We start from the raw sequence: 14,948 nt of genomic DNA on the forward strand, positions 1-14,948 counted from the left end.
ATTGATTCCCATTACGCAAAAATTAAGTATAATTTCGGAGTGCTGGTTTAGGGACCCATCAAGATATTGAGCGTCCCAGAAAACATCAAAATAAGTTGATAATGTGTGCTGATTATTACCATAGCGAAACGAATAAGCTATTAGGGCATAATGTAGTTTTGAGCGAACAGGGTATGGAACTAAATTTACAGAAATTTTATAGCGCCTGCAATCCCAGCTACACCCTGGCAGTAGCAAATCAAGAAGACCGACAATACTATATCGATTTTTCATCAGTGCGGGGCGGCACAATCGTAGAACAATTGGAGCGCACAATCAGCCGTCTGTCCCCCGATGCACCTACCTGTCAATTATTCACCGGTCACATCGGCTCTGGTAAATCAACAGAATTGCTGCGGCTGCAAGCTCAATTGCAGCAACAAGGATTTCATGTTGTTTACTTTGAGTCGAGTAAAGACTTAGACATGGCAGATGTAGATATCACTGACATTTTGTTGAGCGTTGCTCGTCAGGTGAGCGAAAGCATTGAGAAAATGAAAATCAAGCTGCAACCGACGGGTTTTAAAGCTTTGCTCAAAGGGGTTGCTGATGTTTTTCAAACTCAAATAGACTTGAGCGCTGAAGCTAATGTTCCGGGTTTTGGGGAAATAAATGCCAGCACGGAGGGAGAGTTTTCTCTGGCGCTGGGAATTGGCAAAATTACTGCTAAGGCGAAAGATGCTCCGAATCTGCGATCGGAGTTGAGGCAATATTTGGAGCCGCGAACTAATGTAATTTTAGATGCACTGAATAAGGAGTTGCTGGAGCCGGCTAATCAAGAACTCAAACGGCAAGGGAAACAAGGACTTGTGGTAATTATCGACAATCTCGATCGCATACACCTGTGCGCGAAACCGACGGGGCGGCTGCAGCCGGAATACCTGTTTGTCGATCGCGGCGAACAGTTGGCAAGACTAAATTGCCACGTCGTGTATACAATTCCTTTGGTGCTGATTTTCTCTAACGATTTGGGCCAGTTGACCAATCGATTTGGGGTAGATCCGAAGGTTTTGCCGATGGTGCCGGTGCAGTTGAGTGACGGTTCAGAGTGCTCTGAGGGTGTGGAATTGCTGCGACAGATGGTTCTGGCGCGGGCTTTTCCGACGGTGCACCCTTGGCAGCGCAATGCTTTGGTTGGCAAAGTTTTCGACTCTGCGGAAACTCTCGATCGCCTGTGTCGAGTCAGCGGTGGTCATGTCCGCAATTTGCTGCAACTACTGTATGGCTGTCTGCAGAAACAAGACCCTCCTCTGTCGCGGGAAACTTTGGAAAATGTGATCGTCCAGCGCCGCCACCAGCTTACTTTGGCGATCGAACCTGATGAGTGGCAATTGCTGCGCCAAGTATCCGCTACCAAAACTGTGAGTGGAGAAACTAAATACCAAATCTTGCTGCGTAGTCTCTGGGTGTTTGAATACCGTTACGGCGAGGATTACTGGTTTGATGTCAATCCGATTTTGGCTGACGCCAAAGAGTTTCGGGAAACAGTTGACAGTTGACAGTTGACAGTTAACAGTTGACGGTTTACTGTCACTCGGCGAGGAAAATCGGTTTTGAACCAACGAACTTCACTCCTAGCCGACTAAAGAATAAGGGAACAACTGTAGCAGGATCGGGTATGAAAACTAACAAAACTCAACAGTCAACAGTTAACAGTCAACAGTCAACAGTCAATTAACAAAAATGATTAAAGGCACTACTAAACTGTTGGGAGTAATTGGTCATCCCGTCGAACATTCTCTGTCGCCGGCGATGCACAATGCTGCTATTTCCCACTTGGGAGTCGATTTTGTTTACTTGCCGTTTCCGGTAAAACCAGGGAATTTAAAAGCTGCTCTTGCAGGATTTGTGGCGATCGGCGTTCGGGGATTTAGCATCACGATTCCGCACAAACAAGCAATCTTACCGCTGTTGTCGGAAGTTTCCCCGATCGCCCGATCGGTCGGCGCAGTCAATACCGTATACCTGACTGACAAAGGTTGGTGCGGCACAAATACTGACGTTGAAGGCTTTCTCGCGCCGCTGCACACTCCCCCAACCCCCCCTTACCAAGGGGGGGCTAAAGACTCAATTTCTCCGTTAGAAAGCGGCAATACGGCTGTTGAATCCTGTCCCCCCCCTTACCAAGGGGGGGCTAGGGGGGGTTCCGATTGGAGTCAGAAAGTAGCGGTAATTTTGGGGAATGGCGGGGCGGCGAGGGCTGTTGTGGCTGGATGCGCTCAATTGGGATGTGCAGAGATTCATGTTGTCGGCCGCAGCGAACAAAATTTAGCGGAATTTCAGCAGAGTTGGGTCAATTCTCCGATGCCCGTGCAGAATTTGCAGGTTCATACTTGGGAGAATTTGTCAATGTTAATCTCGCAGGCAGATTTGCTGGTGAACACGACGCCTGTGGGGATGTATCCGCAGGGGGAAAAGTCGCCGGTTGGGGAGGGTGCGCTCGATCGAATTTCAGCAGGGGCGATCGTCTATGATTTAATTTACACCCCTAATCCTACGCAGTTTCTCAAAGATGCACAGCTTCGGGGAGCGCGAGCTATTGACGGACTCGAAATGCTAGTTCAACAAGGAGCAGCCGCCTTAAAAATTTGGCTGGATAAAGAATCCGTCCCAGTCGATGTGATGCGCCAAGCCTTGCGACAGCATTTAGGTTTAGACTAATGCCATTTCTTAAAAAACTAGCTGTAGTTTTCCGAATTCCTATAAGTAGAAATTTGAGGCTGAATTCGCGCTAAGCTGAGAATTAAAATATACTTGCCCCGCAATTTATGAAATTTCGAGCTATCAGCCTTTTTTTTGCTACTTGCCTAATCGGAATTTTTAGTTTGGTATTCACTCCACCTGCTTGGGCTCTGACGCAGATTAAACTTTCCGACCTTTCTTATCGCGAATGTCCTGCCGAAATGGCAGAAGGAACAGTCACCAGTGGCAGTTCTATGGAAGCTACCTGCTTTTTGATTACTGGCCAAGCTGAAAATAGCACCGGCAAACCAGTTGTCAATGCCGATATTTTCGGCCGCATTTATGATGCCGACGACAATCCGGTGATGCAAAATCGCACTCGCTTGGGTTCTATAGAAGAAGTTCCTCCCGGAGTTAGCGATTTTCAGCTCAGAATTTCGGTTGCCGCCAATCAACGAACACCTTTGAAGCTGAAGCAATTTAAAGCTACAGGTTTTACTGGCGTGGTTCGCCGCTAACAAAACTCTTTGAAATTTTAGATTGCTGTTGAGAAACCGCGATGCAATTTGAGATTTTAGATTGCTGATTTGAGATTGTTTAGTGGCTGGCAATTTCTCATTTCTAATGTACGATGAACTCCCCAGCTTTTCAACCAGGGAGTTCATCTAAAAATGTCAAATCTAAAATTTAGTTGCAGGCAGCTAGGTCTGCCAAACAATTTACGCTCGATGCTTAAAAACTTAAGCTTTTCAAACTACAAGGATGTTTGCAAGCTAGTCAAAAGACCGATCAAGAATTCCGAGCCGAACTGAAGTACAAAAAAAGCAATCAGTGGCGAAAAGTCAATCCCTCCCAAGGGGGGGATAATTGATCGGAATAGATTCAGGTAAGGATCTGTTAACTGACTCAAAATCGAAAACGGGGGGTCGTACCAATTGATATTGGGGAACCAGCTTAACAGCACCCGAAAAATCATCAGGACTAGATAGATTTGCAGAAATGTCGCTAGCGTGGTTGCCAAAAGGCCTATTGAAGAACTCATAAATTTTGCTTGTAGTTTGAGTAAAGTTTACAGACACTTTAACTGTGAGTTTAGCATAGCTGGGGGAGTGAGAGGAGCGAGAGGGGCGAGAGGGGGAGCATCAGGCTTTTTTCGGGCGGGCAGGATAGGATGCCCACCCCACAATAAAATTCACTCTTTGTGGAACAGGCACAAAAGCGAGTTCTTGAGAATGGCGCAAGATGTTAGTAGCCCCCATTAAGCTGCCAGACTAATCTAAAATTTTAAATAGATTCAGGAGTCTGGGGCGATCGATCCCTCGCTGCCCGGCGCCGGCGCGTTGCCGTTTACGTCGCCGAGTTGCAGCCGTACGTCATCTATTGCCTGATTGAGCTGGGCAATTTTATCTTCTAAACTCAGCCTTGCTACTTCCATCCCTTCGGCTTCGAGTTGGCTGGCTTTCCTCTGACGGATTTTTCTGGTTTTTGCGTCTGAAGGTTCACTCAGCAAAGCTTCAGCAGCGCGCCGCGACAGCACCGCACCCAAAACTGCACCCACCAAGCCGCCAAGGGCAGCTCCGGCAATAAATCCCCCTGTAAAACCCTCTCGATTACTCATAGCTCAACTCAACTGCGCGATATTTCCTTAATTTGTTTATTTTGACACTCTCCCGGTGAGAAACCGGGAGATTGTTAGTTGTCAGGTATCGTTGCACAATTTGAGGAGGATGCTTGTGGGGTGTCCCGGCTGCTGTGAAAATACACGCCTTCGGGTTCATGGACCCATCCCACAAAACAATCCAAATCATCCCGCAATTATGCAACACCGTCAGGTAAGGCGAGAATTCCGACTTCAGAGTTAAAGCGGATCATTTCCAAAGACCGATCGCCATAAAGATCTTCAATGTGTTCTAAGCAGCACTCGATCGCGAAATCGTTTAATTGGGCCGGCTCAACACCGTACATTTCCTCAAACACCTCTGAGTCTACCCGACAAAAGCGCGGTCGATCGGCGTAAATTCCGCATTCTCTGGTCGCTTTGTCAAAATTGATACACCAACCGTCATCTCCGACTAAGCTCAAGTAGAGCGATAATTCGTCTTCAGATAAATACTCGTCTAAGTCTGGGCGCTCTGTTGGGTCGAGGTAACAACAAGCACCGCACTGCTTTACGCAACGCCAAGTAGCCATAGTTTGATTTTAGATTTTTGATTTTAGATTTTTGATTTTAGATTCGGAGCATTATGTGGAAAATGCCAAACTTTAGGAGACAGGATTTCTTCAAGTATATCAATTGCCCGCGCCGGAGGCGGATCTCCTGCAAGGGCGTTCGATTTTAGATTTGAGGTTTTAGATTCCGCTCACTTTCGGGGAAGGGGCATCAAGTCCCTGGTTTGCTGTGACTGAGAGGTCGATCGTAGTTTACATTTTGTTGAATTTTGTAAAGTTCCTTAAAAAATATGGTCGATCGCCCGGTAAAATCAGAAGCGGATTTTCTAATGCAACAATCTAGACTTAATCACTACAGTCAGGAGGACAAATGGACTTTATAACCGATCTTTTCAGTGGTCTGGGTGGTGTAGACTACCAACTCATTGTTCAGGTAGCTTTACTCGCAGCCGTCGTGCTTTCTGGCCCGATCGTGATTTTTCTCTTGGCAGCTAAAGGCGGCGACCTGTAATTATAGCACGCTCCGGGGCGATCTAGAGTTGGGAGTTTTGAGTTGTAAATTATTCAAAATTCACAACGCTCGATCGCCAATTTTCCCTGCTGCGCCAGTTGTCCGATTAAATACCGAGGGCGTGTTTAGCAGTTTGAATCAAATTCTCAAAAAAAGGTAGAGAGACATCCACTTCTCTAGCATCTTTGCGCGAGGTGCCTAACAAACCGATATTTTGTCCGGGTGCAACAGCCAAAACTTGTCCTTGAGAGTTGCGAATTCTCAATTCCTCGATCGAGCCTGCAGGAGACAGACTGCAAGAATAAGTGCGATCGCAATAATCAAACTCAACTTTTCCGAACCTCGGTGGCCTGGAAGTAGCAGCATTTGCCGGTAGCCGAACGCCCAACAATTCTAACTCAACCGATGTCTTGCCATTAAAACTATTTTCTCGCAATCGGTAAGCAATATCAACCCGCCGAGGCAAAGGAAAATATTCGCCCCAACGCCAAGCAATCGCCTTCACACTAGCCGATACATTTCCCTCTTGAGTTGCAGTTAGTTTAACGTGACCTCCTTTACCAACAATTTTCTGTTCAGTTATGCAAACATTAGGTGTCCAAAATACAGGAGCCTTATTTTCAATCCCGCAAGGTTCCAGAGCATCAATTTGTCGGTAAAGCTCAAGATTAATCTCACCCAAATCCGCTCGCACGTCAACTGAAACCAGGGGCTTTAGGTGTTCCGGTTGCAAACATTGATTGGCAAAAATTGACAGTTGATTGCGGAATTGTTCTAGGTTCTGGGCCGGCATAGAAAAACCGCCAGCCGCTTTGTGTCCGCCAAATTTAGTTAATAAATCGGCGCAAAAATTCAGCCCGTCAAATACATTAAACTCAGGAATTCCCCTCGCCGAACCCCTGATAATTTTATGGGCAACCTCCCCTACAGCCTCATCCTCAAAAGTACCAATAAACACAGGTACGCCGTAGCGTTCCACCAACCGAGAAGCTACAATCCCGATCACCCCGTGGTGCCAATCCGGTTGCACGATAACTAAAACTCGTTCTTGCTGTAAGTCAATCGCCCTTTCCTCGCACCAAGCAATTGCTTCCTGCTCAATTTCCTGGCACAACTCCTGCCTGCGCTGATTAATTTGTTCGCACTGCATTGCGTTTTTAAGAGCCAATTCGCGATCGTCCGCGGTCAGCAACTCTATCACAATTTGAGGGTCAGCCAGCCGCCCCACAGCGTTAATCCGGGGCCCAAGCCTAAAACCAATATCTTCAGGCTTTAACGTATTGCTAGCTTGGCTTTTTGAATTCAGAAGAGGTAAACTTTCCGCACTTCCCGGCTGCACTCCCGCCACCTGAATCAAAGCCTGAATACCCGCCAATTGCGAGTGAGGCAACAGCCGCAAACCCCGTTTCACCCACCGCCGATTAACTCCTGTCAAAGGTGCTAAATCCGCAATAGTTCCTAAAGTAAATAACTCCAGCAGCGGATTCACCAAACCGCCAACTTTCTGCATATCAATCGCCAAAGTAATAGCCAAAACATAAGCAACGCCTACACCAGCCAAACCGCGATATGGTGAAGATTCCGTGATTAATTTCGGGTTGAGAATAGCATCTGCCGGCGGCAGTTTTGGCGGCAAATCGTGATGGTCTGTAATAATAACTTTGACACCGAGTTCTCGCGCTCTAGCAACGGGGCCGTAGGCTGCAATTCCGTTGTCAACCGTGAGAATGAGAGCGACACCTTCCGAGTGAAATTCTTCTACAATGCGATCGTTAATCCCATAACCTTCTCGCATCCGGCTGGGAATAGCATAATCGACATTCGCGCCCAGAGTCCTGAGAGATCGCAGCAACAAAGCCGTGCTCGTCATCCCGTCAGCATCGTAGTCGCCGCAAATCGCAATTTTTTGCCCTCCCGAAATCGCCTCCCGCAACAGTTTTACACTCGCAGCCAAATCGGGAAACTCATCGGTTGGCGCCGGCAAAACCAGAGATTCCGGTTCGATAAACCCTTGCACTTCTTTAACAGAATCTATGCCCCGGTTAATCAGCACCTGTGCCAGCAAGGGCGACAAACCGATTTCGTCGGCAAACTTTTCGGCTTGCTGTGCTTGAGGCGAATAAATTTGCCACCGTTGGTTTGGCAATCGGTGAAAATGCGGGGGCACAGATGTCGGTAGCTTTTGCACGGAAGCTGAGGTCTAAAGATACATAATTAATCTTACCGAATTAAGTGCATCAGTCAATCAATTTTAGATTTTAGATTTTAGATTTTAGATTGATCATAAAGATGAGTTTTTGGGTAAAATCCGAATGTTGTTTGTAGGAAAGCTTTTTTGGGAAGCTCTCACCGCACCCAAATACTGATACCACCGCCCGATAGGAGTCGTGGAGAACCCAAAATTTTCGACCAAAGTTCCAACCCCCACTTTGCATCTGTGGAGTCAATCAAAAATCGAAAATGGACTTTGGGCGCAGAGGGCGAATTTAATTTTATGAGGAGACTTGCATGAGTGTCGATCGACCGCCTTGGTTTAAAATTGCATTACAGGTTCGGGGGTCTGTCATTCCCTCAATTTTGCCCCGCGTTTTGCTGTGCGGAGGATTTGGGGTGTTTATTTCCTTCCTGCACTTTTTCAACTTGCCCGTAGCCTTGCCGATTTTGTCTAGCATTGTACCGAGTATTGTCCTCGGTTTACTGTTAGTCTTTCGGACAAATACAGCCTACGAACGATTTTGGGAAGGTAGAAAAATGTGGGGTACTTTAGTCAACAACGTCCGCAATTTGGCGCGCCAAATATGGGTAGCAATTGAGGAAAAAGACCCGCCGGATATCGCATTCAAAAAGTCAGCCCTGCGCCTGTTACCTGCCTTTGCAGTGGCGATGAAACTGCACTTGCGGCAAGAATCTGTAAATCCCGAATTGGAGCCGTTAATGTCCCCAGCACAGTACCAAAAGCTCAAGTCGATGAACAATCCGCCCCTAGAAATTGCTTTTTGGATTGAGGATTACTTGCACGAGCAGTATGAGGCCAATTGCGTTGATGTCTATCAGTTAACTGGTATGAAGGAGTTGATCAACTCTATGATAGATGTATTAGGCGGCTGCGAGCGAATTTTGAAGACGCCTATCCCTTTGGCTTACGCGATTCACCTGAAACAACTATTGTTGCTTTACTGTTTGGCACTGCCCTTTCAAATGGTAAACGATGTGAGTTGGGGAACCGGCCCTGTTGTGGCTTTAATTAGTTTTACTTTGTTCGGGATTGAAGAAATCGGCATTGAAATAGAAAATCCCTTTGGACACGATGCCAATGATTTGCCTTTGGACAATATTTGTGCTGCCATGCAGCGCAATATCGACGATTTAATTTCTTTATCTCCTAGCGTTCACGAACACGTGAAAGATAAGTAGAGTAATTCAATTTTAGATTTTAGATTTTAGAGTGGTACATAAAATCTAAAATCTAAAAGCTTCGGATTAATTTTTTTTAACAATAAACCGCATTAACCCAGCCAATACTAACAATACAGGAGTTAGCCAATCTCCCCACCGCACGTACAAAGTCCGAGTTTGCCGCCGATAAATAGTAGCATCTCGGACTTCATAGGTATTAATTCTCGACTTCCAAACCGTCTCGCCGCGAGGATTTACAAAAGCAGAGTAACCCGTATTAGTGGCGATGGCTGCCCATCTATCTGTCTCTATTGCCCGCATCACATCTAAAGCGTGATGTTGAGCCAACATCGGTGGTTTGTAATGGGCATTATTGGAAGCTGTGATCATAAATTCGCCTCCCTTCGCCGCTTGATAGCGGAAATTTTCAGCAAAGGCTGAATCGTAACAAATTCCGACAATGGCGCGGCCAAACGGCGTATCAAATAATTGTTTAGAGTTGCCTGGTACTAAATGAGCATCTAAGGGAGAAAGCCGATTAATAATCCCGCCTAAGATTTCGTAAAAAGGGATATATTCGCCTAAAGGTACGAGCTTTAGTTTATCGTAGCGGCCGACAATTTCTCCAGTGCGATCGATCGCCAATAAGCTGTTAGTGATACTATTATCTTGCTGTCCGAATCCTCCTACCCAAGACACCACACCGCGTTCGAGAATAGCTTGATAAAAAGAAAGAGTAGAACGCTGATACTCGTTTGTCCAGATAAAAGGCAAAGCTGTCTCTGGAATTAACACAGCATCGACTTTTCTGTCTGCTAACTCTTTGTATCCACTGGTGTAACCTTCCAAAGCGCGCCGCCAGCCCCCTGAATCAAACTTAATCTCGTTAGGAATATTTCCTTGAATAATGCCAATCTTTAAAGCGGTTGCAGCTTCTTGATTCAAAGGACGGTTGTATAAACTCCACCCTGTAATATGCAAAACTATACACAAACTAGCAGGCAAAATATAAGCAATCCAATTCTTCCTTTTTCCTTCTTCCTTCTTCCTTCTTCCTTCAAGAAAAGCTTCGGCGATTAAGCCATTTACTGCTACAATAGCGGCTGTTACTGCGCTGGGTCCGGAGAGTTGACCGAGGTGCAATATTGCTAAATTGTGCGGGCTTTGCGTATATGATAGGGATGTCCACCACAGGGAACCTGTACTCCAAATACTTTCTAAGGCACACCACAAAGCTGTGCCAATTAAAACGCGAGTTAATGCTGAAAATTGAGCATTACTCCCGCCAGCTACCCCTTGTAAAGGGGGGGAGTTAAGAAGAATAAGATCGGAGCTACCCGCGCCAGCCACCCGTTGTAAAGGGGGGGAGTTAAGAATAACAATAAGATTTTTGCCGGGTAAAGTGAGGGAGTTGAGAATTACAAATAGCCACGCCCAAACGGTGACTAAGGCGGCTCCCCACAGCGTGATGAATGCCCAGCAAAAAAGTGCGATCGCCAAACTCGGCCACCAAGGAACTCCCAACCAAGTCATCGGGTGAATTCCCATAATCCAAGATAAAGCTAATCCGTGATAGCCAATTCCCCAGAGTGAAGGAAGAAGGAAGTTCGGTAACGGATGTAACAGATGGATGTTGAGGAAAGAAGGAAGAAAGAGAAATTTTTGTTTTTGTTCTTCTATTTTTGGCTTTTGATAACTAACAACCAAAATCCACAGGGGAGCTAATGCTACCCAAGCCAATAGCCAGGCATTTACTGGTGCGGTTGTTAATGCCATCAAAATGCCGCTAAAAAATGCGATCGCCCAGGCTAATGTTTTGGATTTATGAACCACGAGTTTTTCAAATTTGTGCCTGTTAAATATCGCCACTTTGATGATTGCCAAAAATAATAATTCCTAATTAATATATCAGATTAATCCGGAAGAAGGAAGCTCGACAACGCGCAGTGTATGGGATTTAGCGGATTTAATAGAAAAAAATCTATCAAATTCTACTTGCCAAAACAAAAAGCGCCCCTATTTCTAGGAGCGCTTTTTGTTAATCAAAAGCTAAATTTAGCCGTTGATGGAAGGAGCAACCATTGCTACTGGGGTGACTTCACCGGCGGCCAAGTCGAGGGGGAAGTTGTGAGCGTTGCGCTCGTGCATTACTTCCATACCCAAGTTAGCGCGGTTGATCACATCGGCCCAAGTGTTGATGACGCGACCTTGCGAGTCGATAACCGATTGGTTGAAGTTGAAACCATTCAAGTTAAACGCCATCGTGGAAATACCCAAAGAGGTAAACCAGATACCGACAACTGGCCATGCACCTAACAAGAAGTGCAAAGAACGGCTGTTGTTAAAGCTCGCGTATTGGAAAATCAAACGACCGAAGTAGCCGTGGGCTGCAACGATGTTGTAGGTTTCTTCTTCTTGACCGAATTTGTAACCGTAGTTCAAAGATTCAGTTTCGGTTGTTTCACGAACCAAAGAAGATGTTACCAAGGAACCGTGCATTGCGGAGAACAGAGCACCGCCGAAGACACCAGCAACTCCCAACATATGGAAGGGGTGCATCAGGATGTTGTGCTCGGCTTGGAACACGATCATGAAGTTGAATGTGCCGGAGATACCCAAGGGCATACCGTCAGAAAAGCTGCCTTGTCCGATCGGGTAAATCAAGAATACTGCGGTGGCTGCTGCAACTGGTGCAGAGTAAGCGACGCAGATCCAAGGACGCATACCTAAACGGTAGGATAATTCCCATTCACGACCCATGTAGCAGAAAATGCCAATCAGGAAGTGAAAAACTACCAATTGGTAGGGGCCGCCGTTGTACAACCACTCATCGAGGGAAGCTGCTTCCCAGATTGGGTAGAAGTGAAGACCGATCGCATTCGATGAAGGAACAACAGCACCAGTAATGATGTTGTTGCCGTACATTAAGGAACCAGCAACTGGTTCGCGGATGCCGTCGATGTCCACAGGAGGAGCAGCGATGAAGGCGATGATGTAGCAGATGGTGGCGCTGAGCAAGGTGGGAATCATCAAGACGCCGAACCAACCCACATAAATGCGGTTTTCGGTGCTAGTTACCCACTCGCAGAACCGTTCCCAAACGTTGCCGCTTTCGCGACGCTGTACGGTTGTTGTCATTTGGTTTATGATTGCTTAATTGAATTTTCAAGGTTCGTTGTGGGGATGCCCCACGCTTATATTAGTAACACCATTCACTCTAGTTTGCCAAGGGATTACTGCTGACAATTTAAACATTTTACAAACTTTTACAATAACTTGATATTTCGTAAATATTTGTAGTTTTTTACAAAGTAAAATTACACATTCAACGGGTTACATACAGCGACCACAAGAATAGAATCTATTGCCTGTAGCTTGGTTCAGCAGTTCAAACACATTATTTTTGTTCAGGTCGATTCTCTTTCTACTTAAATATTTCTTAATTAGGTCGTGAAGAGATGATTTTTAATATTTATTCACATATAACAGGTGGATTCTGCGAGGGTAAATTTGTATCGGGAGAATACTGAAAACCAGGTTTATCGTGCGATCGGGCTGCATTCTCAATAATCTCCAATCAACCGGGTTTATTGACGAAAAAAGAAACCCGGTTTCTGAAGCGCTGGGCAATAGAAATAAACAGGGTTTCTGAGGATGAGTCCGCAAGTTCTGCGTAAAACTTAGCCTTTAGCCTGGGGGCCAGTTCATCTGCCGTCCGCCGAGAATGTGAAGGTGCAGGTGGTCTACAGTTTGGCCGCCGTCGCTGCCGCTATTAATGACGACGCGATAGCCGTTGCTAAGTCCGAGTTGTTCTGCTACCCGCTTGACAGTCAGCAGCAGGTGTCCCATGAGAGCATGATCTTCCGACTCGGCATCGGCTAATTTGGCAATAGGCTGTTTGGGAATGACGAGGATGTGGACGGGCGCTTGCGGATGGATATCTCTGAACGCTAGGGCCAAGTCGTCCTCATAAACGATGTCTGCGGGAATTTCTTTGCGGATGATTTTGCTGAAAAGCGTTTCTTGAGTTGTCATGAGTGTTAACGAAGGAAGAAGGAAGAAGGAAGAGGGAAGAAGGAAGAAGGAAGAAGGAAGAGGGCGGAAGTGGGAAGTGGGAAGGGGAAGAGGTTCGAGGGAAGACCCAGCAGGAGAGAAGGAAGAGGAGAAAAAGAAGAGGCAAGGAAAAGTTTTTCTTGCCTCTTCCGATATTCATTAGTCATTGTTAATCATAATAGATGATGAATCAAGGACAGGCAAATTAAGGATCAAGAAAAATGCTTGCTAGGGTTTGGAGTGCATCGATCGTTGGAATTGACGCGGTAAAGGTTGGTGTTGAGGCTGATGTGTCAGGGGGGCTACCGAAAATTGTGGTTGTGGGATTGCCCGATTCTGCAGTGCAAGAAGCTAAAGAAAGGGTTAAGGCCACGCTAAAAAATTCGGGATATGCTTTTCCGATGCGGAGTATTGTGATTAACTTGACTCCGGCGGATTTGCGGAAGGAAGGGCCGAGTTTTGATTTGCCGATCGCCATTGGCATTTTAGCAGCATCGGAACAAGTCAGCGGTCAACTTTTGGGAGATTATTTGTTTTTAGGGGAACTTTCTTTAGATGGCAGTTTGCGGGCTGTGGCTGGGGTTTTGCCGATCGCCGCTGCTGCTCAAAAAATGGGTATTTCAGGGTTGGTTGTACCGGCTGGTAACGCGCAGGAAGCGGCTTTAGTGCACGGAATATCTGTTTATGGTTTTGAGAATATTTTTGCTGTTACTGATTTTTTGAACAATCCTGAAGCTTATTCGCCTGTAGAAATAAACGGTAGAGAAGAGTTAGCAAAAACGCGGTTTTCTGGTCTAGATTTAAAGGATGTAAAGGGGCAAATTCACGCGCGGCGGGCTTTGGAAATTGCCGCGGCGGGGGGACACAATTTAATTTTTGTGGGGCCGCCAGGGAGTGGTAAGACGATGTTAGCGAGGCGTTTGCCGGGTATTCTGCCGCCGCTGACTTTTGATGAAGCTTTGGATGTAACTCAGATTCATTCGGTGGCGGGGTTGTTGAAGGATAAGGGAAGCTTGGTGGGCGATCGACCTTTTCGCAGTCCTCACCATTCGGCATCGGGGCCTTCTTTGGTAGGTGGCGGCAGTTTTCCGCGTCCGGGTGAAATTTCTTTAGCACATCGCGGCATCCTTTTTCTCGATGAATTAACTGAGTTTAAAAGAGATGTTTTGGAGTTTTTGCGGCAACCGCTGGAAGATGGTTATGTGACGATTTCTCGGACTAGACAATCGGTGATGTTTCCGGCTCAATTTACATTAGTTGCGAGTACGAATCCTTGCGCTTGTGGTTATTACGGTGATTCGATCCAACAGTGTACTTGTTCGCCGCAAAAGAGGGAGCAATATTGGGCAAAACTTTCGGGGCCTTTGATGGATCGGATTGATTTACAAGTGGCGGTTAATCGTTTGAAACCCGAGGAAATTACTCGACAGCCGACGGGGGAGGAGTCGGAACCGGTGCGGGTGAGGGTGCAGCGGGCGCGAGAGCTCGCAACTCGCCGTTTCCAGTCGGAATCTAGTTTGCGCTGTAATGCCCAGATGCAAAGCAGCCACATTAACAAATGGTGTCAGTTGGATGATGCTTCTCGGAATTTATTGGAGATGGCGATTCGGAAATTGGGGCTTTCTGCGAGGGGGAGCGATCGAATTTTGAAGGTTGCTAGAACTATTGCTGATTTGTCGGGCGATGAAAGCTTGAAAACTCATCATGTGGGGGAGGCGGTGCAGTATCGGACGATCGATCGGATGCAGTAAACAGCGGCTCAAAAGACACAATCCCCCGATCCCCGACTTTTTAAAGGAGTTGGGGATCTAACAGTTGATTCGGCGATTTACATCGCTTCTAAACATACGAAGTCCCAGCAGAGGGGGACTAAGAGATTAAGGGGGTATTTAAGCTCGGTTAATGGTGTCCAATTATTTAATTGAGCCACTGAAACGCCCCGATGTTCCCATGTTTGTTGTCTGATTTTGTGCTGCATGGTGCCAGGATCACTGGTGAGAGTTGCGTAAGTTCTGTTAGTGTTACAGCGGATTCCAGGTTTATGAAGTACAGTAACAGCAGCTTGTAAACCAGTTTTTAAAGTGCTTAGGATTGACCA

General features: G+C 46.4%; 15 protein-coding genes. 7 read left to right on the forward strand and 8 right to left on the reverse strand.

All coding sequences use genetic code 11. The features are described from left to right. Positions 1-173 precede the first annotated feature (173 nt). The 3 genes from QUA27_RS24865 to QUA27_RS24875 all read left to right on the forward strand — a co-directional run bounded on the left by QUA27_RS24865 (position 174) and on the right by QUA27_RS24875 (position 3,239). Positions 174-1,538 carry a P-loop NTPase fold protein gene (locus QUA27_RS24865; protein WP_333071414.1) on the forward strand — a complete coding sequence of 455 codons (1,365 nt, stop codon included), beginning with the start codon at positions 174-176 and terminating at the stop codon, positions 1,536-1,538. A gap of 184 nt (positions 1,539-1,722) precedes the next feature. Beyond that, a complete protein-coding gene (locus QUA27_RS24870) occupies positions 1,723-2,700 on the forward strand; it encodes a shikimate dehydrogenase (RefSeq protein WP_333071416.1) in 978 nt (325 codons plus the stop codon). A 107-nt stretch (positions 2,701-2,807) separates the two neighbouring features. After that, positions 2,808-3,239, forward strand: coding sequence for a hypothetical protein (locus tag QUA27_RS24875; RefSeq protein WP_333071419.1), 432 nt, complete (start codon positions 2,808-2,810; stop codon positions 3,237-3,239). A 236-nt stretch (positions 3,240-3,475) separates the two neighbouring features. On the opposite strand, the gene QUA27_RS24880 is transcribed toward QUA27_RS24875, so the two are convergent. From QUA27_RS24880 to QUA27_RS24890, 3 genes are all read right to left on the reverse strand, one after another. Beyond that, positions 3,476-3,763: a YggT family protein gene (locus QUA27_RS24880; protein WP_006631083.1), complete on the reverse strand. Its 288-nt coding sequence runs from the start codon at positions 3,761-3,763 to the stop codon at positions 3,476-3,478. A gap of 252 nt (positions 3,764-4,015) precedes the next feature. Further along, on the reverse strand, positions 4,016-4,339 hold the full coding sequence (locus QUA27_RS24885; RefSeq protein ID WP_333071421.1) for a ssl2009 family thylakoid membrane protein: 324 nt from the start codon (positions 4,337-4,339) through the stop codon (positions 4,016-4,018). A 197-nt stretch (positions 4,340-4,536) separates the two neighbouring features. Then, positions 4,537-4,911 (reverse strand): YkgJ family cysteine cluster protein, encoded by a 375-nt coding sequence (locus QUA27_RS24890; RefSeq protein WP_190735392.1) that lies wholly within the window; start codon positions 4,909-4,911, stop codon positions 4,537-4,539. A 349-nt stretch (positions 4,912-5,260) separates the two neighbouring features. Between QUA27_RS24890 and psb30 the strand changes: the two genes are divergently transcribed. Further along, on the forward strand, positions 5,261-5,401 hold the full coding sequence (gene psb30 / locus QUA27_RS24895; RefSeq protein WP_015175616.1) for a photosystem II reaction center protein Ycf12/Psb30: 141 nt from the start codon (positions 5,261-5,263) through the stop codon (positions 5,399-5,401). Between the two features lie 106 nt (positions 5,402-5,507). Here psb30 and recJ read toward each other — a convergent pair whose 3' ends face one another. After that, positions 5,508-7,589: a single-stranded-DNA-specific exonuclease RecJ gene (gene recJ / locus QUA27_RS24900; protein ID WP_333071425.1), complete on the reverse strand. Its 2,082-nt coding sequence runs from the start codon at positions 7,587-7,589 to the stop codon at positions 5,508-5,510. A gap of 320 nt (positions 7,590-7,909) precedes the next feature. Between recJ and QUA27_RS24905 the strand changes: the two genes are divergently transcribed. Then, positions 7,910-8,815 carry a bestrophin family protein gene (locus QUA27_RS24905; protein ID WP_333071426.1) on the forward strand — a complete coding sequence of 302 codons (906 nt, stop codon included), beginning with the start codon at positions 7,910-7,912 and terminating at the stop codon, positions 8,813-8,815. Positions 8,816-8,881: 66 nt separating this feature from the next. On the opposite strand, the gene lnt is transcribed toward QUA27_RS24905, so the two are convergent. From lnt to QUA27_RS24920, 3 genes are all read right to left on the reverse strand, one after another. Then, a complete protein-coding gene (lnt, locus tag QUA27_RS24910; protein ID WP_445251546.1) occupies positions 8,882-10,666 on the reverse strand; it encodes an apolipoprotein N-acyltransferase in 1,785 nt (594 codons plus the stop codon). 186 nt (positions 10,667-10,852) lie between these two features. Continuing rightward, positions 10,853-11,935 carry a photosystem II reaction center subunit D1 gene (gene psbA, locus QUA27_RS24915; protein WP_333071427.1) on the reverse strand — a complete coding sequence of 361 codons (1,083 nt, stop codon included), beginning with the start codon at positions 11,933-11,935 and terminating at the stop codon, positions 10,853-10,855. 549 nt (positions 11,936-12,484) lie between these two features. Next, entirely contained in the window at positions 12,485-12,832 is a 348-nt protein-coding gene (locus tag QUA27_RS24920) for a histidine triad nucleotide-binding protein (protein ID WP_333071428.1), read from the reverse strand. On the opposite strand from QUA27_RS24920, the gene QUA27_RS24925 reads away from it, so the two are divergent. Together QUA27_RS24925 and QUA27_RS24930 are read left to right on the forward strand one after the other, a co-directional pair. Further along, on the forward strand, positions 12,831-13,013 hold the full coding sequence (locus QUA27_RS24925; RefSeq protein ID WP_333071429.1) for a hypothetical protein: 183 nt from the start codon (positions 12,831-12,833) through the stop codon (positions 13,011-13,013). The two genes, QUA27_RS24920 and QUA27_RS24925, sit on opposite strands and share 2 nt — an antisense overlap. A gap of 58 nt (positions 13,014-13,071) precedes the next feature. Next, complete coding sequence (locus QUA27_RS24930) at positions 13,072-14,601, forward strand: YifB family Mg chelatase-like AAA ATPase (protein ID WP_333071431.1); 1,530 nt, start codon at positions 13,072-13,074, stop codon at positions 14,599-14,601. Positions 14,602-14,678: 77 nt separating this feature from the next. Here the strand turns inward: QUA27_RS24930 and QUA27_RS24935 are convergent. Beyond that, the coding region (locus QUA27_RS24935; protein ID WP_333071433.1) for a hypothetical protein at positions 14,679-14,948 on the reverse strand (270 nt) is incomplete at its 5' end.

The organism is Microcoleus harperi Pol14_C6 (assembly GCF_036701295.1).
Lineage (GTDB): Bacteria > Cyanobacteriota > Cyanobacteriia > Cyanobacteriales > Microcoleaceae > Microcoleus.

What these genes read in the sequence shown, in the direction of transcription:
- QUA27_RS24865 (WP_333071414.1), top strand. Translation starts at nt 174, where the DNA reads ATGGAACTAAATTTACAGAAATTTTATAGCGCCTGCAATCCCAGCTAC.
- QUA27_RS24870 (WP_333071416.1), top strand. Translation starts at nt 1,723, where the DNA reads ATGATTAAAGGCACTACTAAACTGTTGGGAGTAATTGGTCATCCCGTC.
- QUA27_RS24875 (WP_333071419.1), top strand. Translation starts at nt 2,808, where the DNA reads ATGAAATTTCGAGCTATCAGCCTTTTTTTTGCTACTTGCCTAATCGGA.
- QUA27_RS24880 (WP_006631083.1), bottom strand. Translation starts at nt 3,763, where the DNA reads ATGAGTTCTTCAATAGGCCTTTTGGCAACCACGCTAGCGACATTTCTG.
- QUA27_RS24885 (WP_333071421.1), bottom strand. Translation starts at nt 4,339, where the DNA reads ATGAGTAATCGAGAGGGTTTTACAGGGGGATTTATTGCCGGAGCTGCC.
- QUA27_RS24890 (WP_190735392.1), bottom strand. Translation starts at nt 4,911, where the DNA reads ATGGCTACTTGGCGTTGCGTAAAGCAGTGCGGTGCTTGTTGTTACCTC.
- psb30 (WP_015175616.1), top strand. Translation starts at nt 5,261, where the DNA reads ATGGACTTTATAACCGATCTTTTCAGTGGTCTGGGTGGTGTAGACTAC.
- QUA27_RS24905 (WP_333071426.1), top strand. Translation starts at nt 7,910, where the DNA reads ATGAGTGTCGATCGACCGCCTTGGTTTAAAATTGCATTACAGGTTCGG.
- psbA (WP_333071427.1), bottom strand. Translation starts at nt 11,935, where the DNA reads ATGACAACAACCGTACAGCGTCGCGAAAGCGGCAACGTTTGGGAACGG.
- QUA27_RS24925 (WP_333071429.1), top strand. Translation starts at nt 12,831, where the DNA reads ATGAGTGTTAACGAAGGAAGAAGGAAGAAGGAAGAGGGAAGAAGGAAG.
- QUA27_RS24920 (WP_333071428.1), bottom strand. Translation starts at nt 12,832, where the DNA reads ATGACAACTCAAGAAACGCTTTTCAGCAAAATCATCCGCAAAGAAATT.
- QUA27_RS24930 (WP_333071431.1), top strand. Translation starts at nt 13,072, where the DNA reads ATGCTTGCTAGGGTTTGGAGTGCATCGATCGTTGGAATTGACGCGGTA.